General features: G+C 59.7%; 19 protein-coding genes and 1 pseudogene. 11 read left to right on the plus strand and 9 right to left on the minus strand.

The features are described from left to right. Positions 1-19 precede the first annotated feature (19 nt). The 3 genes from ACPYOJ_RS05415 to ACPYOJ_RS05425 are packed head-to-tail and all read left to right on the plus strand — an operon-like array spanning position 20 to position 3,496. Complete coding sequence (locus ACPYOJ_RS05415; protein WP_481415319.1) at positions 20-508, plus strand: tripartite tricarboxylate transporter TctB family protein; 489 nt, start codon at positions 20-22, stop codon at positions 506-508. 20 nt (positions 509-528) lie between these two features. Beyond that, a complete protein-coding gene (locus ACPYOJ_RS05420) occupies positions 529-2,043 on the plus strand; it encodes a tripartite tricarboxylate transporter permease (RefSeq protein ID WP_481415320.1) in 1,515 nt (504 codons plus the stop codon). 43 nt (positions 2,044-2,086) lie between these two features. Next, positions 2,087-3,496 carry an NAD(P)H-dependent oxidoreductase gene (locus ACPYOJ_RS05425; RefSeq protein WP_481415321.1) on the plus strand — a complete coding sequence of 470 codons (1,410 nt, stop codon included), beginning with the start codon at positions 2,087-2,089 and terminating at the stop codon, positions 3,494-3,496. Positions 3,497-4,092: 596 nt separating this feature from the next. Here the strand turns inward: ACPYOJ_RS05425 and ACPYOJ_RS05430 are convergent. The 3 genes from ACPYOJ_RS05430 to ACPYOJ_RS05440 all read right to left on the minus strand — a co-directional run bounded on the left by ACPYOJ_RS05430 (position 4,093) and on the right by ACPYOJ_RS05440 (position 7,818). After that, complete coding sequence (locus ACPYOJ_RS05430) at positions 4,093-5,805, minus strand: dihydroxyacetone kinase family protein (RefSeq protein ID WP_481415322.1); 1,713 nt, start codon at positions 5,803-5,805, stop codon at positions 4,093-4,095. A 10-nt stretch (positions 5,806-5,815) separates the two neighbouring features. Continuing rightward, a complete protein-coding gene (locus tag ACPYOJ_RS05435; RefSeq protein WP_481415389.1) occupies positions 5,816-6,700 on the minus strand; it encodes a sugar phosphate isomerase/epimerase family protein in 885 nt (294 codons plus the stop codon). Positions 6,701-6,828: 128 nt separating this feature from the next. After that, entirely contained in the window at positions 6,829-7,818 is a 990-nt protein-coding gene (locus ACPYOJ_RS05440; RefSeq protein WP_481415390.1) for a 4-hydroxythreonine-4-phosphate dehydrogenase PdxA, read from the minus strand. 216 nt (positions 7,819-8,034) lie between these two features. Between ACPYOJ_RS05440 and ACPYOJ_RS05445 the strand changes: the two genes are divergently transcribed. Next, positions 8,035-8,715, plus strand: a complete 681-nt coding sequence (locus ACPYOJ_RS05445) for a GntR family transcriptional regulator (protein WP_481415323.1) — start codon at positions 8,035-8,037, stop codon at positions 8,713-8,715. Positions 8,716-8,956: 241 nt separating this feature from the next. On the opposite strand, the gene ACPYOJ_RS05450 is transcribed toward ACPYOJ_RS05445, so the two are convergent. The 3 genes and pseudogenes from ACPYOJ_RS05450 to ACPYOJ_RS05460 form a co-directional block, all read right to left on the minus strand. Continuing rightward, a complete protein-coding gene (locus ACPYOJ_RS05450) occupies positions 8,957-9,694 on the minus strand; it encodes a substrate binding domain-containing protein (protein ID WP_481415391.1) in 738 nt (245 codons plus the stop codon). A 15-nt stretch (positions 9,695-9,709) separates the two neighbouring features. After that, a pseudogene (locus tag ACPYOJ_RS05455) lies at positions 9,710-9,940 on the minus strand (helix-turn-helix domain-containing protein); the annotation flags it as partial. 275 nt (positions 9,941-10,215) lie between these two features. Next, the gene (locus ACPYOJ_RS05460; protein WP_481415324.1) at positions 10,216-10,629 is read right to left on the minus strand and encodes a hypothetical protein; all 414 of its coding nucleotides are present in this window, start codon (positions 10,627-10,629) and stop codon (positions 10,216-10,218) included. Between the two features lie 82 nt (positions 10,630-10,711). On the opposite strand from ACPYOJ_RS05460, the gene ACPYOJ_RS05465 reads away from it, so the two are divergent. The 6 genes from ACPYOJ_RS05465 to ACPYOJ_RS05490 all read left to right on the plus strand — a co-directional run bounded on the left by ACPYOJ_RS05465 (position 10,712) and on the right by ACPYOJ_RS05490 (position 16,976). Then, the gene (locus ACPYOJ_RS05465; protein ID WP_481415325.1) at positions 10,712-11,473 is read left to right on the plus strand and encodes an SDR family NAD(P)-dependent oxidoreductase; all 762 of its coding nucleotides are present in this window, start codon (positions 10,712-10,714) and stop codon (positions 11,471-11,473) included. Positions 11,474-11,514: 41 nt separating this feature from the next. After that, positions 11,515-12,153: a cysteine hydrolase family protein gene (locus tag ACPYOJ_RS05470; RefSeq protein WP_481415326.1), complete on the plus strand. Its 639-nt coding sequence runs from the start codon at positions 11,515-11,517 to the stop codon at positions 12,151-12,153. 12 nt (positions 12,154-12,165) lie between these two features. After that, positions 12,166-12,972, plus strand: coding sequence for a dienelactone hydrolase family protein (locus ACPYOJ_RS05475; RefSeq protein ID WP_481415327.1), 807 nt, complete (start codon positions 12,166-12,168; stop codon positions 12,970-12,972). Positions 12,973-13,050: 78 nt separating this feature from the next. Then, positions 13,051-15,108 carry a tripartite tricarboxylate transporter permease gene (locus tag ACPYOJ_RS05480; RefSeq protein ID WP_481415328.1) on the plus strand — a complete coding sequence of 686 codons (2,058 nt, stop codon included), beginning with the start codon at positions 13,051-13,053 and terminating at the stop codon, positions 15,106-15,108. A gap of 10 nt (positions 15,109-15,118) precedes the next feature. Further along, complete coding sequence (locus ACPYOJ_RS05485; RefSeq protein ID WP_481415329.1) at positions 15,119-15,934, plus strand: SDR family NAD(P)-dependent oxidoreductase; 816 nt, start codon at positions 15,119-15,121, stop codon at positions 15,932-15,934. 4 nt (positions 15,935-15,938) lie between these two features. Next, on the plus strand, positions 15,939-16,976 hold the full coding sequence (locus ACPYOJ_RS05490) for a Bug family tripartite tricarboxylate transporter substrate binding protein (protein WP_481415330.1): 1,038 nt from the start codon (positions 15,939-15,941) through the stop codon (positions 16,974-16,976). Positions 16,977-17,195: 219 nt separating this feature from the next. On the opposite strand, the gene ACPYOJ_RS05495 is transcribed toward ACPYOJ_RS05490, so the two are convergent. Further along, complete coding sequence (locus ACPYOJ_RS05495; RefSeq protein WP_481415331.1) at positions 17,196-18,380, minus strand: GGDEF domain-containing protein; 1,185 nt, start codon at positions 18,378-18,380, stop codon at positions 17,196-17,198. A 216-nt stretch (positions 18,381-18,596) separates the two neighbouring features. Next, on the minus strand, positions 18,597-19,244 hold the full coding sequence (locus ACPYOJ_RS05500; RefSeq protein WP_481415332.1) for an isochorismatase family protein: 648 nt from the start codon (positions 19,242-19,244) through the stop codon (positions 18,597-18,599). Positions 19,245-19,712: 468 nt separating this feature from the next. On the opposite strand from ACPYOJ_RS05500, the gene ACPYOJ_RS05505 reads away from it, so the two are divergent. Beyond that, a complete protein-coding gene (locus tag ACPYOJ_RS05505; RefSeq protein WP_481415333.1) occupies positions 19,713-20,681 on the plus strand; it encodes a LysR family transcriptional regulator in 969 nt (322 codons plus the stop codon). A 345-nt stretch (positions 20,682-21,026) separates the two neighbouring features. On the opposite strand, the gene ACPYOJ_RS05510 is transcribed toward ACPYOJ_RS05505, so the two are convergent. Continuing rightward, entirely contained in the window at positions 21,027-22,178 is a 1,152-nt protein-coding gene (locus ACPYOJ_RS05510) for a CapA family protein (RefSeq protein ID WP_481415334.1), read from the minus strand.

Here is a 22,178-nt window from a genome sequence, read left to right on the forward strand (position 1 = left end):
TAGATGAAGGAAACCGATCATGCATATCAAGCGCCTCCATATGGAGGTCTTCACCGCCGCCGGCGTAGCCGCAATCGGCGTGCTCGCAGCCACAGGCTCGTTGGAGCTTGGTGTGACCTGGGGGGATTCAGGGCCGCAGCCCGGCTACTTCCCATTTTATGTCGGCCTCATCGTCATCGCGGCGAGCATCGGCTGCATCGTGCAGGCTATCTTGAAGGCAAGGAGCGCCGAGCAGCAGGAGACTTTTCTCGAGCCGGAGCAGACCCGGCGGCTTCTCTCCTTCTTTATTCCGATGATCGTCTTCGTCGTCGTGACGATCTATTTCGGTGTCTATGTTGGAAGCGCGTTGTATCTGTTCTATGTCGCCTGGCGCCAGGGAAAATACAAACCCCAGCATGCGATCTTCATGGGCGTTGCTTTTTCGATCGTACTCTATTTGGTTTTCGAGACCGCGTTCCAGGTGCCTCTGCACAAAGGCCCGCTCGAAGACATGCTTGGCATTTACTGAGCGCAGCGGGAGCATATCTCATGGAAAATTTCGGACTGCTGATCGACGGTTTTGGCATTGCGCTGACCCCCATGCACATCATGCTGATGGTTGCTGGCGTCCTGCTCGGCCTTGTCGTTGGTGTGCTTCCGGGGCTTGGTGCCCCCAATGGCGTATCGCTGTTGATCCCTCTGACATTCTCGATGGATCCGGTATCGGCCATCATCCTTCTGGCATCCATGTATTGGGGAGCGCTGTTCGGCGGGTCGACGACCTCCATTCTTTTCAATATTCCAGGTGAACCAAGCTCCGTCGCGACGACCTTCGACGGATACCCGCTGGCGCGCTCCGGACAATCTACGCGTGCACTTACCTTTGCTTTCATATCGGCCGGCATCGGCGCGCTTATTGGCGTTCTCGTCATCACGCTGTTGTCGTCATGGGCCGCCCGCTTCGCGCTCCGGTTCGGCGCTCCTGAGTATTTTGCGGTCTATTTCCTGGCCTTTTGCGCATTTGTCGGGATGGGAAGCGCTTCACCGCTGAAGACCGTCGTCTCGCTCGGACTTGGCCTGCTGCTATCGGCGGTCGGAATGGACACGGTGACTGGCTCGCTGCGGCTGACATTCGGCATCGACGCGCTTGTGAGCGGCATCAGCTTCCTTGTTGTTGTCATCGGCCTGTTCGGCATAGGCGAGTTGCTGGCGACGGTACAGGATGGTCTGAAATTTCGTGGCGTTTCCTCTCGCATCGATCCGCGTGATGTCTTTAGGACCATCTGCGAGATGCCGCGCTATTTCACGACGATCGTCCGCTCTTCCTTGGTCGGCATATGGATGGGAATCACACCCGGCGGGCCGACAGCCGCATCCTTCATGAGCTATGGCCTCGCCCGGCAATTGTCGAAGCCCGGCGCGAAGTTCGGAACCGGCCGCCCCGAAGGCATCATCGCTCCGGAAACAGCCGACCACTCGGCCGGAACCTGCGCCATGTTGCCGATGCTGGCGCTAGGGGTGCCGAGTTCCGCAACCGCGGCCGTCATGATGGGCGGCTTGATGATTTGGGGCCTGACGCCCGGTCCCATGCTGTTCACCACGAAGCCCGACTTCGTCTGGGGTCTGATCGCCAGCATGTATGTGTCGAATATCGTCGGCGTCTTCCTCGTCCTTTTAACCGTTCCATTTTTTGCTGCCCTATTGCGCATCCCATTCACTATTATTGGTCCGATCATCGTCGCGATCTGCTTCGTAGGCGCCTATACGGTTGCGAGCGCCACTTCCGATCTGTGGCTGGTGTTGATCTTCGGTGCTGTCGGCTTCATCTTCAACAAGCTTGAATTCCCGCTGGCACCGTTGGTTCTGGCGATGGTGCTTGGCAACAAGGCGGAAGAATCCTTTCACCAGTCCATGATCGTCTCGGATGGATCGCTCGCGGTGTTCTTCTCCAACTTTCTGGTCGGTACCATCATGACGATTGCGCTCGCGCTTCTCATCGTCCCGCAGGCCGCTAAGCTTTGCTCCCACCTCAAGCGGCGTCAAGAAGTCGACCCGGCGGCATGAGCCGCGTCGACTTGATTTTCACACTCGTCAGCAAGGTCCACATATGAATTACCATAGCTATTTCGGCTCCAATGCCGAGGCGGTCGAATGCTGCATTGTCGGCACCGGGGGATTTGGCCGGACCTTTCTCGCCCAAAGCCTGAAGACGCCGCTTATCAGCACGCGGGTTGCGGTCGATCTAAGAGCGGAGACGGCTGTCGACGTCCTTCGCGGTCTCGGCATCGATGACGCCAAGATCGCGCGGTGTGACACGGCTTTGAAAGCGAAAGCCGCATGGGAGAAGGGCTTCTTCATCGCAACCGGTGATATTGCAAACATTCTCGAACTGCCGATTTCCGTCGTCGTCGAGGCAACCGGCCACCCGGAAGCCGGCGCCCGCCATTCGCGGCTTGCGATCGATGCAGGCAAGCATGTGGCGTTGGTCTCGAAGGAGGTCGATAGCGTCGTCGGGCCCGGCCTTTCTTTGCGCGCACGCCGCAATAATGTCATCGTTACCCCGGTCGACGGCGATCAGCCAAGCCTGCTCATCGGCTTGATCACATGGGCGGAGGTATTAGGACTGGAGATCGTCGGCGCCGGCAAAGCGAGCGAATATGACTTCGTGTTTGACCCAGCGCTCAAGACCCTGAATTCAAACGGCACAGTCATAGCCGCTCCCGAATTCGCGGACTGGATTGAGCCCACCAGCTTCGAGATATCGGCGGTCGCCGCGAAGCGCGCCGCGATCGCATCGGCGTTGCCGCAACGCGCAGTGCCGGACCTTTGCGAGCTGACGCTTGTCGCCAATGCCACCGGCTTTCGGGTCGACAGATCCGACCTGCACGCGCCGATCGTCCGCATTTCGGAAGTCGCCGATTTCTTCTCCCCGCAAACGAGTGGCGGGCTGCTCAAGACGCCCAGAAGTCTCGAGGTATTCCATTGCCTTCGCCTTCCCGGGGAAGTGAGCTTTGCCGGCGGCGTCTTCGTGACTGTGCGATGCGAAGACGCGCTGACCTGGGAGATGCTTGCGGAAAAGGGCCATGTCGTCAGCCGCAGGGGCGATATCGCGATGCTTTATATTCCCCGGCATCTTCTTGGCGTTGAAGCAGCCACCAGCATCCTGGAAGTAGGGCTGCGCGGCGTCTCCAGTGGCGCATCAGAGCCGCAGCCGGTCATCGACCTCATCGCCTATGCCGATGCAGATATTCCCGCCGGCACCGTTTTAACCGCCAGCGGACACCATCATTCGATCGTGAACGTATCGGCCAGAATGGTGCCCGCAACACGGATGTCGGAGCGAACCCCGGTACCGTTTTATCTCGCGGCAAACCGCAAGCTCGCGAGAGCTGTTTCGGCGGGTCAGCCGATCCTCTGCGGCGACGTCGAACTCGATGAGGCGTCGGAACTACTATCACTCCGGCGGGAACAGGACGAAGCCTTTTTCGGACAAGCCTTAGGGCCTGTGGACAGTTAGGTTTCGGGCGCGGCGCGAGCCGGATTTGTGGATGGCGAGGAGAAGGAACTGCCGCCGTGGAGCCCATCTCGACGAGGGGGCCTTCGACGCAGTCGGCCGCAAAATCCGCCGCTTCCCGAAGGGATATGGTGAAAATCGCCCATTTCGGCGTCGCGAAACCTTGATGGAGATTGGCTCCACCATCGGTTTCGCTCCTGGGACTGAACGATTTTCCCTCATACCGCGCTCCAAAACCCTAACTGCCCGCCGGCCTAACGCTGCCGTCGGATTGTCCGCCGATACCGTAGAATCGGAATCGGAGCATGATGGCTGATCGCTATTTACCCGGTGAGGAACCCCTTTTGGTCTCCTGTTTGCTGGACGACCGCAAGGATCCTGGCATTCCGCAGATAGGCAAATTACCAACGAGTCGCTGATCAGCGGGCCGATCTCCGGCGCGTCGCTGATGGCGGGAACTTTCTTCGCCGAACGCTAGGTGATCAGAATCTCAGAGAAGGACCTTCCGAGTAGTGATGGACATCATCACCCTGACATCTGGCCCTGATGCTCGTAGGCCTTCGGGGCTGACCGAGCCGGTCAGCCCCGCGCGTTAAGCGTCAGCGCGATCGCCCGATGAAGTCGGAGACCAGGGCCGCTACCATGGCAAGTGATACTGCACCTGCATCCGGATGACCGATGCTCTTTTCCGCAAGCGGCCTTGCACGGCCGAGACGAGGCGCGAGCTCTGAGGTTGCCTTGGCCGCGTCCTGTGCCGCTCCAGCGGCAGTCTTCCACGCTTGAGCAAGCGGCTTGCCGGCCTTTGCCCCGCCAGTCAGTGTTTCGACGAATGGAACGAGGGCATCCACCAGCGTCTTGTCACCCACGCGTGCTCGGCCCAGGCGAGTCACGCCCTGAAGCGCGAGCCGTGCACCTTCGATAATCGCCTTGTCATGGAGCGCGTTGGCATCACTCAATGCATTGCTCCATGATCGCAAGAGCAGACCCCAGATCGCCCCGGAGGTTCCGCCTGCCCGATCCGCCCAGGCGTCACCGCCGCGTGCCAATGCTGTTTGTACGCCGGCACCCGCCTCGACCGCAGCGGATATCGCTTGTGCTGCAGCATCCGAACCGCGTCGCATGCCTTGCCCATGGTCGCCGTCGCCTGCCACCGCATCGATCCGGCCCAGCTCAGCCTCCTGATCCTTGAGCATCGCTGCAATGCCGGCAAACAGATCGCTGATGCAGCGTGCCGCCTTGCGGGACGCCTCGGAGGCGGCTGGAATCACGGAAGTGGTTTCCTCGTCGACGTTGGTATCAGTCCTGAGATCCGCGGCACTCGTGCGTCCCATGCGAAAAGCAGGTGAATCGCAAGGCGCAAGCCAATAACTTTCCAGTTCCTCGTTCAACCACGTCAGCGTCAGCGAGCAGCCCTGCATGTCGAGGCTGGTCACAAACTCTCCTACCTGAGGTTCAACCAGATCGAGACCATCGGCCTTCAATCTGTCCTGTACCGCCGTCCACAGCACGAAAAGCTCTTCGTATTTGGTGGATCCCAGACCGTTCAGCACGGCGGCAACACGGTTGCAGCCGGTCGGCCTTTCGGCAAGCAGCTTACCGGCCAGAACGCCTGCCAGATCGGTAGCGCTCGCAACATCCTGCTCGCTGATGCCCGGTTCGCCATGGATCCCCAGGCCAAGCGCCATGCGGCCCTTCGGCACGGTGAAAAGCGGCCCTTTCGCACCCGGCAGCGTGCAACCCCCAAAGGCGACACCAAAGGAGACGGTGCGGTCGTTGGCCAGCCGCGCAATCCTTTCGACCTCATCCAGCGACAAGCCCACTTCGGCCGCCGCACCGGCTATCTTGAAAACAACAAGATCGCCGGCAATGCCACGCCGCATCGCATGCGTCTCCGCCGGAGCGCTGGCCACATCATCCGTCACTGCGATGATGCGCACGTCGATACCCTCGGCACGCAGGCGCTCGGCGGCAACGCCGAAATTCAAGACATCGCCGGCATAATTGCCGAAACCGAGAACAATGCCGCCGCCATTATCCGCGTGGCGGCAAACGCGAGCAATCGCGGCGGTCGAGGGCGATGCGAATACGTCGCCTGCAACGGCGGCATCCGCCAAGCCAGCTCCTACGTAACCGGCAAAGGCCGGATAGTGCCCGGAGCCACCGCCAACCACCACCGAAACCTTGCCTTTCGGCACGGTGGTCGCACGGACGACGCCGTTGCTAACAAGGCGAACATGGTTTGGGTAAATCTGGCAGAAACCGACAAGCGCAGTCGCCGCAAATTCCTCGGAAGCATTAAAGATCGTGGTCATGAAACGCTCCTCAGCTACGCGGCAGTATACGCCGGAGGTAATCGCGATTGGCAGCGCTGACGGACAGTCCGTCACCGCCATAATGCTCGCACAGAAAGGGGCTTTCGAAGCCGTGCTGAAGCGCCAGCTTGATTGCGGTCCGGTAGTTGATCAATCCGCATTCAAGCGGGACCGGATGGGTACCAATTAGACCGGACGTCTCGTCCTCGATACGCATGTAGTTCTTGACGTGCCAGTATTTCGCATAGGGCGCGACCTTGGTCATCATCGCCAACCAGTGCTCGACAGGCCGGTGAAGGCGAATGAGATTGCCGAGGTCGGCGTTGATGCCGACATTGTCGAGCCCCACGTCCTCGACGAAGCGGACGGAACTGTCCGCTGTGCCGAGATAGGTGTCCTCGTACATCTCAAGAGACACCTCAAGACCAACCTCGGCCGCATGGCGGCCAAGCTCAGCGATGCGGGCAACGGCCTTGCGCCATATCGCCGGATCATCGGGGTTCTTCGCCCCCTGCTCGGTCCAGAACCACAAGGCGTTCTTCTGCTTTTCCGTCAGTGGCTCGAAAAAACCGAAGGAGACGCTGCCCGCCCCCATCTCGACGGCGACATCGATGAGACGATGGCTATAGGCGAGATAGTCGTCGCCATGGGACGCATCGATCACGCTTCGCCGCGCGGTGGAGATCGCCGGTATGGTCAGACCACGAGCAGCCACGATATCTTGAAATTCGCGGCGGCGTGACGGTGAAAGATCGGCAACCCTAAGCCAGCTATCGGTTGGGTCGATCTCGGTAAAGCCGGCATCGGCGACATCGCTTATGGTATCCGCCCACTCGTCTGCCGTTTGGTCCTGAACGGAGCGGCCGTCTGGCAGCATGTTCGGATACTGGATCATTGCCGCGGCAATCGGCCAGTTATCACGCGTCCATTTTTTGTTAGCGCTCGTCAACCTCATCCTCCCTTTGACAGTAAGCCCGCGTCCTCCCGGGCATATGGCCGGCGACAGCGCCGGCCGCTGGATAGTCAGGCCGCCTTGGCATCCTTGCGCTGGCGGGACGCAATGCGTGCGGCAAGCAGGATTGCCTCGCGGCTGGCTCCCACATCGGCAATGCCTTTGCCGGCAATGTCATACGCCGTTCCATGGGCTGGGGTGCAAAGCGGGAAAGGCAAGCCGCCCATCATCGTCACGCCCTTGTCGAAGCCGATCAGCTTCATCGCGATCTGTCCCTGGTCGTGATACATGGTCAAGACGGCATTGAAGCCCTCCTTGAGGGCGCGGAGGAAGACGGTGTCGGCCGGGAACGGTCCTTCGACGGCAAATCCCCGCGCTTGTGCAGTAGCCACGGCAGGCTCGATAATGTCGATTTCTTCCCTACCGAAGCTACCGCCGTCGCCAGCATGTGGATTGAGGCCTGCAACCGCGATCCTTGGCTGGTTAATTCCCGCCGCCTTGAGGCAAGACAGCGTCAATTCCAGCTCGGCCATGATCCGATCGACGGACAGGTTGGCGGACACTTCCTTGAGCGGAATGTGGGAACTGACCCGGGCGTTCCAGATCTTTTCCAGCACATTGAACTCGCGGACCTTACCCGTAAACGACAGAACGTCAGAAACAAACCGGATCTCGTCGTCATAACCGGGATAAGCGTAACGCATCGCCTTCTTGTTGAAAGGCGTGAAGCAAACGGCATCGGCCTTGCCCGCCTGTGCGAGTTCGAGCGCCGTGCGGAAGTTCCGCGTAGCGAAGGTACCTCCTGCCAACGTCGCCTCTCCGTGCGTCACCTCGTCAGGCGACAGGTGAGCGAGATCGACGAACACATGCCGTGAACGATCCGTGCTGCTCAGACCGTCAAGCGCCGCAGCCGCTAGATCGAGCTCGACACCGGCTTCGTGCGCCCCCTTATCGAGGATCCGGCGATCTCCGATTGCGATGATATGGGCTGCGTCCGCGACGTCGCCCAGCGCAAGAAGGCTCGCCGTGAGCTCGGGGCTGATCCCGGCAGGATCTCCCATCGCAAGCGCAATGGTGGGTCGACTATCTGCATTCGCGGTGATGTCCAAGGTCCGTCCTCCAGAAATGATTGGAGGCTTTTAGGACATCAGCACGCCAAGAACAAGTCTTTTGCATTTTGTATACAGAATTTTTCGATTTGGAACTCGCTCGGATCTGGTGTAACCATAAGGAGCGGATCATCGATCCGAGCAGAGGTGGGAATTTGGTTTTCGAAGATGAGTGAAATGCTGTCTGAACTGTCGACCTCGAATACCGGCCGCATCCAGCGGACGGCGCTGCATGACGCCCTCGTCGGTAGACTTCGCGATATGATCATCGAAGGAGATCTGGCGCCGGGCACCAGGCTTCACGAAACCCATCTCGGAGAACAGCTTGGTGTTTCGCGCACACCGCTGCGCGAAGCGATCAAATACCTCGCGAGCGAGGGCCTTGTGGAACTCGTCCCAAGTCGCGGGGCAATGGTCAAACGTTTCAGCGGCAAGGACGTGCACGATATGCTGATCGTGCTGAAGAGCCTGGAGGAGCTCGCGGGAAGCCTAGCATGCGCCACGGCCACGGATTCAGAGATCGCGGCGGTTAGACGCCTTCATGACGAGATGCTTCGCTGCTACGAATCCAGAGATCGGCTGCGCTATTACAAATTGAACCAGGAAATCCATACCGAGATAAGCCGGATCGCGCATAATGCGGCTCTGAGCGATATGCAGGCGCTATTACAATCTCGCCTGAAAAGAATACGCTTCATCGGTCACGAAGGTGCTGAAAAATGGGCGGCCGCAGTAGCTGAACATGAAGAAATGATCGCGGCTCTCGAAGCGCGCAATGGGACGGCCTTGTCGGAAGCTCTGGGACGCCATCTCCTAAATGCTTGGGAGCGTGTCAAAGAGGCCGTGTAGCGCTACCTTTGTCAGCTAAAATCTTAGTCGGCTTAGTCACTCTCTAAGAGCAGCGGACATTCAAGTGAACCGTGTCTTGCGCGCTGACGTCCGGCGATCCGGACTTCCCGCAAAACTCTTCTGGAGTTCAGCCCAATCCTGATAGATCAGGCGGATAGCGAGGTATTTCCTAGGCACCGGTCGGGGTCGCTGACGGCGAGAACCCGCCAGTGTTATCTCACGCAAAGAGGTTCGATGAACACTAGGCCGGCGCCTGCCATTGGGATGCAATGTCCAGCCGTCTTTCCAGAATCGATAGGAATTCATAGACCTTCTTCGGGACATAGCGGCTGCGGGGATAAAACGCTTTGATACTCCGATCCAATGTTATTCCGCCCCCGAACAAGGAGACCAGCGCTCCGGACTTGAGCTCATCGGCGACGCTGTAGAACGGCAAGCGCGCAATTCCGCTCCCCTGCAGAACTGCAATCCGGATCGCGCTCTCGATATTAGTCTGAAACGTGCCGTCGACTGAAATGACGAACTCCTCGCCGCCGCTGCTGACTTTCCATTGTCGAGGGTTGCCCCGCTGCTTCATGTGGATTAGACAGTTGTGCGCGCTGAGTTCCTGCGGCTTGGTCGGTCTGGCATGTCGGCTGAGATAATCCGCCGAGGCGCATACGACATAGGGCACGGTGCCGAGCTTCCTCTCGAACAGACCGCTTTGAAAGAAACTGTCGTCATCGAAGTCCCTGCTGCCGATCAAGACGTCCACGCCACGTTCCATTAGGCTGGCCGAATAAACGCTGAAGGTCAGCTCCACCTTCACCGTAGGAAACTGAACATTGAAATCACCGATGGCGGGCAGGACGAGCGCCTGGCCGACGCCCGGGGTGCTGTGGACCCGCAGCGTGCCGATCAGTTCGCGGCTGACGGCATTGGCATTGGCCTTAGCGGCGTCGAGCTCTCCCAAGATCCGTACGCAATGCTCGAAGAACACATTGCCGACGTCAGTCAGAAAGACCCGGTGGGTCGATCTGTGAAGCAGGGTCAAGGCAAGGGCATGTTCGAGCTGTGTTATATGCTTGCTCATATAGGACGGCGATTTGCCGAAATGCTTTGCAGCGATCGTGAAACTTCCGTGCTGGACCACCCGCGCGAAAATTACGATGTCGTTAAGGTCCAAGCCTTCGAAGCTGGAGCGAGCGATAGGAGGCGTCTGCATCATTAATGAAAGCTGGCACATATTGGAGCGCTCGGCAATTCGGTTGCGCAGGCACGCCGAATTCTCACGCGCGCCATTTCATGATGCGCTCGCGAAATAGGTACGTTCTCTGATGGGCTCAGCTTGCCGGTCCCTTGAGGATCGGTGTCTAGATGACGCCGGTCAGGCTTTCCTTCGGGATGGCGCGCGAGAGAGAGGGATGAACGGATAGCGACGACTGCCGAGCGAACAGGCGACGTAGCGGGCCGGCTGGGTCACGACAACGAATTTCGATGCTTCGGAATTGGAAGACGGCGTTACTGTTTACGCCATTTCGGCAACCGTCCTTTGTGAAGAAAGGAGGCCATTATGGGAGCCTCGTTCACAAACGGTACTTTCGTTTCGGAAAAGACGTTTTTCGCATCTGCTTGATGACTTGGATCAATGCGGGTGTCACTATGATCGAAATCAGGAGTCAAAGAGCTCCAATATCGCAGTGTCAAAGCATTGCGATCAATCAACGGGAACTGAACTAGGACATCAGAGCAATGCATATCCGCAGCCTTACCAGCCGCGTCTGACGGCAGAAATCCGTCGGCTTCACTTTTGAAGCGCCCGAAGGCGCATGGTTTTGCCATCTGCTTTTGAAGGTGCCGTGCGGCCAGGCGCAAATCCGATCCATCCGTCATGCCGCCAATGCGGCCGACCTCGGTTCCCTTGGGAACCGACAAGGTCTTTGCGCGGCCGGCGGCAACCTCGGCATAGGACGTGGCCTGACATCGATTCAGGACTGTCCGATCATGGGAAAAGCAGATGAATATTGACGTAGCCCAGCCGATGAGACCGACCGCTGTCGTGACAGGCGGAGCGAAAGGCATCGGCCGGGCGATCGTGCTGGCTCTGGCCGAACGCGGATACAATGTCGCGGTCGTCGATATTCTTGATGAACGGGGATGTGAGACGGCGGAAGAAGCCTCGGCCCTCGGTGCCGATTGCAAATATATCCGGACTGACGTGGCCGACGAGCAGTCCGTCGTTGCGATGGTGGACAAGGTCCGCGCCCAGCTCGGCGAACCGCACGTGCTCGTCAACAATGCCGGCATCTATCCGCGGCACAGTGCCGTCGAAATGCCCTATGAACTCTGGCAGCACGTGCTCGCCGTTAATCTCGGCGGAGCTTTCCTCTGCAGCCGGACCATTGCGCCCTTCATGTTGCGGCAGGGCAGCGGCGTCATCGTGAACGTCGCCTCCGGCCGCGCGCTGCAAGGTGCTGCGGGCGGCAGCCATTACGCGGCCTCCAAAGCCGGCCTCTTGTCGCTCACCCGGTCGCTTGCGCTCGAGTGGGCACCCACCCTTCGCGTCAATGCGGTCATTCCAGGCGTCACCGACACCGACCAGCCGCGGGAGGGCGATCCCGACGAGAAAGCGCTTTACGCCCGCGGACAAAAAATACCCCTTGGGCGGATCGGCCAGCCAGAGGACGTGGCAAAAGCCGTCTGCTTCTTCCTGTCCTCCGATGCCTCTTACGTCACCGGACAAAGCCTCTGCGTCAACGGCGGCTCAATCATGCACTGAGCGCCGGTTTGAAAAAATCATAGCAAAGAAAGGAAACACTCGTGGCAAAGATTTCACGCCTTCGAAAGGAACTATCGGCACAGCATGTCGGACTTGTGCTCTTCGACTCCCTGAACGGATATCTGCATCCGCCGGAGGCCGGGAAAATCGAGTTCCTGGCTGAACGCAATATCCTGCCGAACCTCGCGCGCCTGCAGGGCGGTGCCCGCAAGGTGGGCATGACGACCTTTTATCCGATTGGCCAGCACGGGCCGAACAATGTCGACAGTGTCGAGCGTCTGACGGATACGGATATGGACCTGAAGCCCGGCCCGAAGGCGCCGATCACGCCGCGTTTCCACAAGGGATCGACGGACGCACAGATCGCCGAAGAGGTCAGCCCGCTGGAAACGGACGTCATCGTTCCAAAGAACCGGTGGAGTTCCTTCTTCCAGACCAATCTCGACATGCAGCTCAGGGTGCGCGGCATCGACACCATCGTTCTCGCCGGCGGCTCGACGGATGTCGGCATCGCCAGCACGATGTTTGCGGCGCGTGATCTCGACTATGGCATCGTCGTCGTTCGCGATGCCTGCTTTTCCGCCCGCGGAAACAATCATGACTTCTTCATGGATCGCGTCTTCCCTCGCATGGGCCGGGTGATGAATGTCGATGAAGCCGTTGCGTTGATGACTGCCTGAATGGAGCCCGCCATGTCTAAAGAAATCCTGACAAGCCGTATCGTCTGCCCCGGTGGAATGCCGGCCATCGTCGCCAAGCCCAACAAGCCTGGCCGGTTTCCCGTCATCGTGCTGATGCATGAGCGATATGGGCTCGTCGAGCATACGGAGCATCTGGCGCAGCGCTGCGCCAGCGACGGTTTTGTCGTTGTCGCCGGTAACTTCTTCTTCGAGCATCCAGACCAGGAAGGACTGGCGAAGGGGACCGCGCGCTGCGATCTTTCCGATCCTGATGCTGTCCGCTTCATCAAGTCTGCATTCGATGCAATGGGCGACGAGCCGGCAGCCGATCTCAGCCGCACGGCCGTCGCAGGCTATTGCCAGACGGGCCGCCATCCGCTGGTCTACGCTTCGGAATTCTCGCCAACGGCCGTCGTCGTCTGGTATGGCGGCGCCGGCCGGAAAGAGTGGGACGTCTCGGAGATCCATCCGCGTCCCTTCGAGGACGTCGTGGCGAAGGTTTCCTGCCCGGTTTTCGGCGCTTACGGCGACATGGACCACATCATCTCGATCGATAATGTCTACCGGTTGCGCGGCATTCTCGAACAAAAACATACTAGCTACGACATCAACATCTATCGCGGCGCGCCGCATGGCTGGTTGAACAGCACGATGCCGGGCCGCTATCGCAAGGCCCAGGCGGAAGCCGCCTGGGCTGATCAGCAGCGCTTCCTGACGCGTGTGCTCTCGCCCGAGCGCGACCCGAATGTCGTTACCTGGAACTTCAATGCGTCCGTCGCTGCCGACTACGACTTCACCAAGAACAAGCGCCTGGAGTGATCGGCCGGTCCGACACTTCGCAGATATTGGCCGGGATGCATCCGTCCCGGCCAAGACTGGCAATGAGGAGCTCTCACAATGGACTTCACAATTATCGGGGCGGCAGGCCACGCGTTCACCACGATGCTCGAGCCGATGCGCTTCCTGTTTCTGATCGGCGGAGTCATTCTCGGCATCATCATCGGCATCCTTCCCGGTATTGGCGGCCTTGCGGGAACGGCACTCCTGCTTCCGTTCACCTACAGCATGGACTCCTATACGGCGATCGCCTTCCTGCTGGGACTTGGAGCCGCCACGGCAACAGGCGACCCCATCCCGGCAATCCTCTTCGGCGTGCCGGGCGGCGTCGGCTCGGCCGCGACCGTCCAGGACGGCTTCGCGATGGCCAAGAAGGGCTTGGCGGGCCGGGCGCTGGCTGCCTCGTATGTGTCGTCCCTCATGGGCGGCGTCTTCGGTGCCTGTCTGCTGGCCGTCGCAATTCCGGTCCTCAGGCCCTTCATGCTTTTCATCGGCTCGCCGGAGCTGCTCGCCTTCGGTGTGTTCGGTCTCTCCATGGTAGCCATGCTTTCCGGCAAGACGCCTTTGCGGGGTCTCGGCGCCGCCGGCATCGGCGTCATGTTCTCCATGATCGGCTCCTCGCCGCAGACGGGCACCATGCGTTGGACGCTCGATAGCCTCTACCTCTGGGAAGGCATCCCGCTGGTGCCGCTCACGCTCGGCCTGTTCGCGCTTCCCGAACTCTGCGACCTCGCCATCACCCGCAATGCCATTGCGAGTGGCAGTCTTGGCAATGTCGGCTCCGGCATGCTTGCAGGAGCTCGCGACAGCATCAAGAACTGGTGGCTGGTGCTGCGCTGCAGCTGGATCGGTGCAGGCTTTGCAACCGTCCCCGGCATCGGCGCGGCGATCATCGACTGGATCGCGTATGCTCATGCGCTGCGCACCGAACGCGGCGCAAGGGAAACCTTCGGAACGGGCGATGTGCGCGGCGTCATCGCTGCTGAAAGCGCAAATAATGCCCGCGAAGGCGGCGCGCTGGTGCCGACCATCGCTTTCGGCGTGCCGAGCAGCTCCGGCATGGCCGTGCTAATGGGCGCCTTCCTGGTTCACGGCATCGTGCCGGGACCTGATATGCTGACCAAGCATCTCGATATCACCTATGCGATGGTCTGGAGCGTTGCTCTTGCCAACATCGTCGGCGCGGGCCTTTGCTTCCTGTTCAGCGCACAGTTCGCCAAGCTTGCCACGCTACGCTATACGCTGATCCTGCCGGGCATCCTGTCGATCATCTATATCGGCGCCTATGAAGGTTCGCGGAACTGGGGAGACCTATATGTTCTGCTCCTGTTCGGCGTCGTCGGCTGGATCATGAAGCAGATGCGTTGGCCGCGCCCGCCGCTGATTCTCGGCTTTGTCCTTGGCGCATCGATCGAATCCAATCTTTTCATATCGCTAAGGGTCTACGGGGCAGACTGGATCTACCGCCCCGTCGTCATCCTTCTCTTCGCGCTTGCGCTGATCAGCCTCCTCAGGCCCGTCATCGCCGGCTACCGCAGCGGCAGCATGCGCTTCGGCCTGCGCGATCTGAAGCCCCAGGTGAAGTCGACGGATATCTTCTATGTCGCGGTCATCTGCCTGCTCGGCGCGATGATCTTCGAAGCCTCGTCCTGGCCGTTCGATGCCAAGATCGTCCCGCTGATCGTCGGTGTCGCTGCCCTGTTCTTCGTCGTGATCAGCCTGTTGAACCGGGTCTTCTTCGACGCCAAGGTGCCGTCGAACGATCCTCTCAAGGCAATGCAGGAAGAACAAGGGGACCAGATCCATATGGACCTCGGCTCCGATACGGGCGATCTGCCCCTCAAGACGGTACTCCTGCGGGCGGCGGTCTTCTTCCTCTGGATCGTCGGCTTCATGATCTCCATGGCTCTGATCGGCCTCATCCCGACGGTGCCGCTCTTCGTCGTCGGCTATATGTGGCTCGAACAGCGCGAGCGACTTTACCTCACGGCGATCTATGCCGCCTCGATCGCGATTTTCGTCTACGTCGTCTTCGACAGGCTGCTCTCCATCCCTTGGCCCCCGACAGTTCTCGGAACCTGGGTTCCCGTCCTGCACACCATGATCCCGTCGATGTGAGGCAGAGGCGATGACCGGACACGCACTTGAAGGAGGCGTTGCGCTCGTCACCGGCGGAGGTGGCGAGATCGGCGGGGCGATCGCCTGCCGCTTCGCCAGCGAGGGAGCCGCAATCCTCGTCGCCGATATGCGGGAGGAGGCAGCGATCGCGACCGCCTCGGCCATCAAGGATCGCGGCGGGCAGGCACATGCCGTCCGCCTCGACATCAGGGATCCGGCAGCGGTGCGTGCCGCGATCGATGCCTGCGTCGACCGTTTTGGCAAGCTGACCTCGCTCGTCAATACGGCTGCCGCGGTCACGCCGGACAGCACCGTCGAGATGCTCGATCTCGACGAATGGGCCAATGCACTGGCGGTCAATCTGACCGGGGCGTTCCTGACCTGCAAATATGCCATCCGGCATCTGCGCCGGGCCGGCGGCGGAACGATCGTTAACATTGCTTCCCAGCTCGCCTATGTCGGACCGCCGGGGCGGGCCGTCTATTCCACGACCAAGGCGGCGCTCATCCAGTTCACCAAATGCCTCGCCGTCGATCACGCCGGCGACGGCATCCGCGCCAACACGCTTTCGCCGGGCGCGATCGACACCTTACGCACCATGCGCCGCTACGGATCCCGCGACGAGGCCAACCGCGCACGCGGCCCCAACCACCTTCTCGGGCGCACCGGGCGCGTCGAAGAGATTGCCGCCGGCGCCCTCTTCCTCGCATCCGAGGAATCCTCCTTCATGACCGGCACCGACCTTCTCATCGACGGCGGCTACCTCGCGTTCAAGGGCAGCCGACCATCCGCAACTGCATCGTCAACCTCAAGCGTACGGAGATAGACATATGGTAAGAGCCTTCAGCAAATATATCGCCGCCCTTCTCATGGGCGCATGTTTCAGCGCCCCGGCACTCGCGGACGACGTCGCCGATTTCTACAAGGGCAAGGTGATTACCGTCGTCATCAGCTCTTCGGCCGGTGGTGGTTACGATACGCTGGCCCGCACGATCGCCCGCCATCTCGGGGATCACATTCCCGGCAATCCGACGCTTATCGTCCAGAACATGCCGGGCGCCGGCGGCATCGTCGCCACGAACTACCTCTATAACATCGCGGCCAAGGACGGCACGGTCATCGGCGGCGTCCAGAACAACACGCCCTTCGAACCGCTCTACGGCACCAAGGAAGCGCAATATGACGCGACCAAGTTCGAATGGCTCGGCTCGCCGAGTGTCGAAACCGGCATGCTGACCGTCTGGAAGACCTCGCCGGCGAAGACGATCGAGGATGCGAAGGCGCAGACCGTCACCGTCGGGGTGACCGGCGCCAACTCGACGCCGAGCTTCTATGCCCGCCTGCTGAACGCCGCGCTCGGCACGAAACTCGACATCATCAACGGCTACAAGGGCCAGAACGAGGTCTTCCTGGCGATGGAACGTGGAGAGGTCCAGGGCGCTCCCAGCCTGTTCTATAGCTCGCTCGTCGCGACACGGCCGACCTGGCTTAAGGATGGCAGCGTGCGCGTGCTGGTTCAATTTGGTACGGAAAAGGAACCGAAACTTGGCGATGCCCCCTTCGCTAACGACCTCGTCTCCGATCCGAAGACGCTGGATTTGATGAAGGTCGCCTTCGCTCCGCTCGCCTTCGGTCGTCCCTATCTTACTCCGCCGGAAGTTCCCGCCGATCGCGTCGCCGCCCTGCGGAAGGGCTTCGAGGATATGATGAAAGATCCGTCGTTCATTTCGGACGCAGAAGGGCTTGGCCTTCAGGTCGACTCCCCCCGCAACGGCGAGCAGCTGGCCGATACACTGAAGGAAGCCTACGCCACCTCGCCCGAGGTCGTCAGCGAAATCCGCAAGCTGATCGCCGGCAACGCCGAATAAACTTCATCACCGCTTTTTGTCGACTGCGGATCGCACCGCAGTCGATGTAGTTTGTACAAGAGGTATATTCTCTAGCTTGGCTGAGGTTGTAACGTCGATTCCGTTGGGCAGGCTCTGATGGCGGCACTCGGCGACGCCTGCCATGGTTAGCCGTCGTGGCGGACGTAGGCCGAGAGTGCAAGTCACCAAGTTCTCAGGCAGCCTACTGCGCGGCCGTTTTCATTTCATGATCTTGATTGCCGCGGGCTCCGTACCTCTTGTCCGCGCCTGCTTAACACAGTTGCGGCCGGAGCGCTTCGCTTCATAAAGAGCGGCATCGGCAGTGCGCATGACAGAGGCAAGTTTCTCCCCCGGAGCGAATTCCGCAACTCCAAAGCTCGCCATCACAGTGAAGGAAGACGGCAGCTCGCTCACGGCAATTTCCGTGACCTCGCCTCTCAGTAACTGCGCAAATAAGGCGGCGATCTCCGACGTTGTATTTGGCATGAAAACCGCAAATTCCTCGCCACCGATACGTCCGACCACGGCACTGTTTTCGGTGTTCGCCCGCAAGAGGTCGCCAAATGCCCGGATGACAAGATCGCCAACATGATGGCCAAAGGTATCGTTGATTCTCTTGAAATGGTCGAGATCGCAGAGGATCAGCGCATGTCGGTCGTTGGGTGCGAGCGTCAGGGCGGCCTTTACGCCGTTCTCGAAGCCGAGACGATTGGCAAGGCCGGAAAGGGAATCCTTTTCCGCATTGCTGCGCTCATCCGCCATGATCTCCAGAACGAGCACGGATAGCAGTGTCAATCCCACCGCGACCATGAGCACGGCGGTCGAGCTTTGCGAGATCAACCCATAGTTCGTGTGGATATAGTCCTTTGCGGTCGTCCCTGCCCCCACGAGGATCGCAAGACCTGCCTTGGTGAAGAAATGTAGACAGGTCACCAGCAGCAGGCAGCCGAGCGCCCGATCAATCATCAGCCGGCGCGTAGACGATAAGACGGCAACCGCGCTCGCAAAGATGACGAGCGCGAAAGGCGTCTGATAGGAAAAAGCGTGCAAGGCAGTTCCACGCGGCAGATCGTAGATCAGCAGATCGAGGAAGATGCCGCCCAACAGGAAACAGACCGCCTTCAGCGGGTCGATCTTGCGTCCGTAAAGCTCGCCGATGCCGACCCTGAGCAGAATCATGCCGGCAAGCACGCTCGCAAATGCCCCGATCGCCCAGAACTTGGCCGGATGCGCATATGCGACCAGCAGTTCGCAGAGCGCCGAAAGCGAGGCAATGGCAAAAGCTGCGGCAAACCAGAGAGCTGAGGCCCGCGACCGGCTGCGGGTCGAGACCACCGCAAAGGCCAGCGCAAAGGACATTGCGATGATGAAATTCACCGCTAGGAAAAAGGCCGCTCCGTTCATCAACCCGTTTGTGCAGAACTCTGCACGCCATCCGCTTACCGTTCAGCGCGGATTTTAGAAGCGCATGGACAAGAAACCGTTAATGCCTGAAGGTCGCAGAGGCGCTTCTTATGGCCTTCGACGCTATCGCGGCCAAGGTTGCGTCGTTCTCGGCATGAGCCAACGACCTCGCCTGATCGCGCGGCGTCCACCGCCGCGCGATCGTAGACTGGGGGATTAATGTCCGCCACTCGAGGTGAGTCCCAGAAGCTGCCACTCCCAACGCAGAGCCTGACCGAAGCCGCCGCCCAATTCAGCAAACAGCTTCGACACTTCGTCAGCGGTTTCCTCACCCGCCCAATCCCACTGAAGCTCGCTGAGATAGGCCGCGACCGTCAGCGGACGTGCGCCCGCTTGCAGCATGCGCTGGACACCGCGTTCGTGGCTCTCGCTGCTGCTGCCGCCGGATGCATCAGTGACGATATAAACCTCATAACCTTCCGCAAGTGCCGACAAAGTCGGCAGGTTCAGGCAGACTTCGGTCCAGAGACCGGCCATGACGAGCTTCTTCTTTCCGGTTTTCTGAACCCAGTGGTAGACATCCGGTTCAACCCAGGCATTGAGGCCCGTGCGGTTGATCGGCTTCTGTTCGGGAAATACCGCCTGAATCTGCGGAAGGAGTTCCTGCCGTTCGCCAAAGACGGTCGTCAGCAGCGTTGGGACCTTAAAAATCTTGGCGGCTTTCGCCAACATCGTAACATTGTTGATGACCGTCTCGACAGGGTGCGAACGGACCGCCAGAAGCTGAATATACTGGTGATCGACCAGAATGACCGCGTGATTGTCGGGGGTGAGAACAGAGGCGACTTTCTTCGTCTCAGGCATTTTCTTTCTCCATAGGCTAGATTGCTGCGGAAAAACGCTTCGCAGGATGCGGGGCGCCAAAATTGCTCGGCTTGGGAAGTATCGAGCGGCGACGATGCTAGCCATTTGCAACGACGCCGGAAGCCAACCGCCGGCGGTTCCGGCGTTCGCTCTCATCGAACAAAAAACAGTCCTGGCGAAGACCGCCGCTGCAGACGCAGACCGCACTTCAGCTCAAGGAATATGACGAATAGCTTCGACGCTTGGGCCTCTGAGGGCCAATCCGGACGTTACACAATCCCATGACATCCACTCGGACGAGATCGTAGAAATCCCTCGGATATTGCATCGTCGTGACGGTCGAGCATGGCGTCAGACTTTTCAACCTTTTATTAACGCTTTTGATCTGTATGCTCGCTCCGCCCGAAGCCGGGATAGTGCTTAAAATCAAATGATCCGAGTGGGATTCGTGTCGGCTGTGATCAAAGAATGAAGTGGCGTTTCGATGATATCCTGGCGTTCGTACGCGTGATGGAATGCGGCAGCATCACGTCTGCCGCCGAGCGAATGAATGTATCGAAGTCGGGGATCAGCAAACGCATAAGCGATCTGGAAGCGGCGCTCGGCGTGGAGCTTTTCCAACGTTCCACCCGTCAGTTGCGCCCCACCGAACATGGTGACGCATTCTACGAGCGGATGATCCCCCTCATAAATGAAATCAATCATACGGCGGAGAATTTGTCAGCGCAGGGCGAACAATCGCTGCGGGGTCAATTCCGCATTACCACTCCGATGGCATTTGGTGCCATATATCTCGGCCCGGTGATCGCCGAGTTCGCTCGCCGTCATCCCAGCCTGGAACTGGCAGTCGACTATGACGATCGGCTCGTCGATCTCGTGCACGCAGGATATGACCTCGGAATTCGCATCGGCAACCTCCGAGATTCAAACCTGAGGGCGCGAAAACTCTGCGATTGCGCTCGAATCGTCTGTTGCAGCCCGGCTTATGCCGAAGCGCACGGCCTTCCCAAGACCGTCGCCGAACTCGCTCAGCATACCGTCATCGATTATGCCTACGTTCATGCCAGCCGGCTCTGGCAATTCGAGGGCAAAGAAAAGGGCGCGCCGCCGATCTCGGTCTCGATGCGTAGCCGTATCGTTGTAAACAACGGCACGGCGCAGAGAGATATGGCAATTGCCGGCCTGGGGATCACGTCAATGCCTATGTTCCTGGCGGCCGAGGCACTTCGCCAAGGTAAACTGGTTCCAGCGCTGCCAAGTTTCACCCAGCCGCCGTACACCATTTCCGCAATCTATCCGCCAACACATCACGTATCGGCGAAGGTCCGGACATTCATCGATTATCTCGTTGCATTCTTCACTCCGCCTCTACCTTGGGAATTGGGCTCTGAACGGAATGAAAAATCTGCCTTGCTGAGCCTGCACCAAGAGCATTGATCGCTACGGGCGGCCGCATCTATTGCCAGGTCGCGCTCCACGCTCTGCTATCAAACCGGCATCGGAAGCATCGAGATACAATCCATCAGCAGTTTCGTTCCGAAGGCTTCGACCGGCGTTCGATAACCGAGGAATCTCCGATTGCAGATTTAGCCGCTATTCAGGCAAGCGGGGCGTCGTTTAGATAAGAAAGAGGCTAAGGTGAGCGCTCTTAAGCAGGCATGGCCCAAACGACCGCCTTGAACGGAATCGAACCGCCGACCTCAGCGCCTCGGCCACCGCAACGAAGTAGGATAACAAACCTCCGTTGGCTCGATATCTCCCAACCGCAGCCACATCCTCTATTTATCGAGGCGATTCATCAATTTCCGCAGGCATTTTAGAGAGAGCCCGTGCACGAATTGCTTCCGCGTCATCCTCCGTCAGGGGAACTGGTGCAGGTGACATCTTGCCCGCCGGTCGGCCAACCGCAATCGGGAGGATATCGAGGCCTTTGCAGACGCCATCGTCGGCAAGTGTCAGCCGTAAAGCGGCGCTCCTCCACACATCGACACCCTTCTCATCGTAGGTCGTGGCGCGATTCGTGTGGAAGACGAAGTTGCCGAGGCCGGGGATGATTGCTTTGCCGCGGTGAAAAATTATCGGCTGCATCACCGGCGCACCGGTTCCGAGGATGATGTCTGCACCATTATCGATCAGGCCTCGGCAGAGCTCGAGCATCCATTCGGGTGTCTCCAACCAGTTCGCATCCCAATGATGAGTATGAACCGCCACCGCCACCAGATTGCCGGCCGCTTTTACCGCAGCAATGCCAGCCATGAGCCGACCCCACTCCTTTTCGTCGGCCGACCAGGAAACGCCAATTGTATCGCCGGGAGCGACCGGCGTGCCGAAAACGTCAAGGGCGGCCCGCTCGGCGATATCGTAGCCGACAGCAGCGCGAGCGGCGGAGCGCTTATCGTCGCCTATGGCGCCGGTGATCCGTAGCAGGGTCTCGAATTCTGCCGGCGGCACGCTCACCGTCCGCTTCATACGTAGGGACGCAATGCCGGCACGGTCGCAAGAGGCATAGTTGATATCAGGCTGCGGGCCGAGATCGACCGAAAAGATCGCCAGGGTTTTTTTCTCGCCCGCAACGATTACAGGGGCGGCCGCCTCATCGATATCCGCGCCGCTGCCGGCGAGTTTCAACCCCGCCGCTTCGGCAGCGGCCCGGGTTGACGCAATGCCCGGCGGACCTAGATCGAAGGCGTGATTGTTGGCGTGCGTCACTGCGTGGAAGCCGAGCTTGCGCACGGAGGAGAGCGCCTCCGGCGGCGCGAGATGCAGCGTCTTGGTCTTGGTCGGCCAGGCGCCTGCCGTCTCCACCGTCGCCTCGAGATTTGCAAAGGCGACATCGGCCTTCAGGAAAGCCATGACCTGCCGCTGTCCGTCACCGGAGAAATCGAGCGGGCCGTGGATGAGGATCTGGCCGGTGACGGCGACGGTGAGCGACAT

It is taken from the genome of Rhizobium sp. SVR5-9E, from assembly GCF_056755095.1.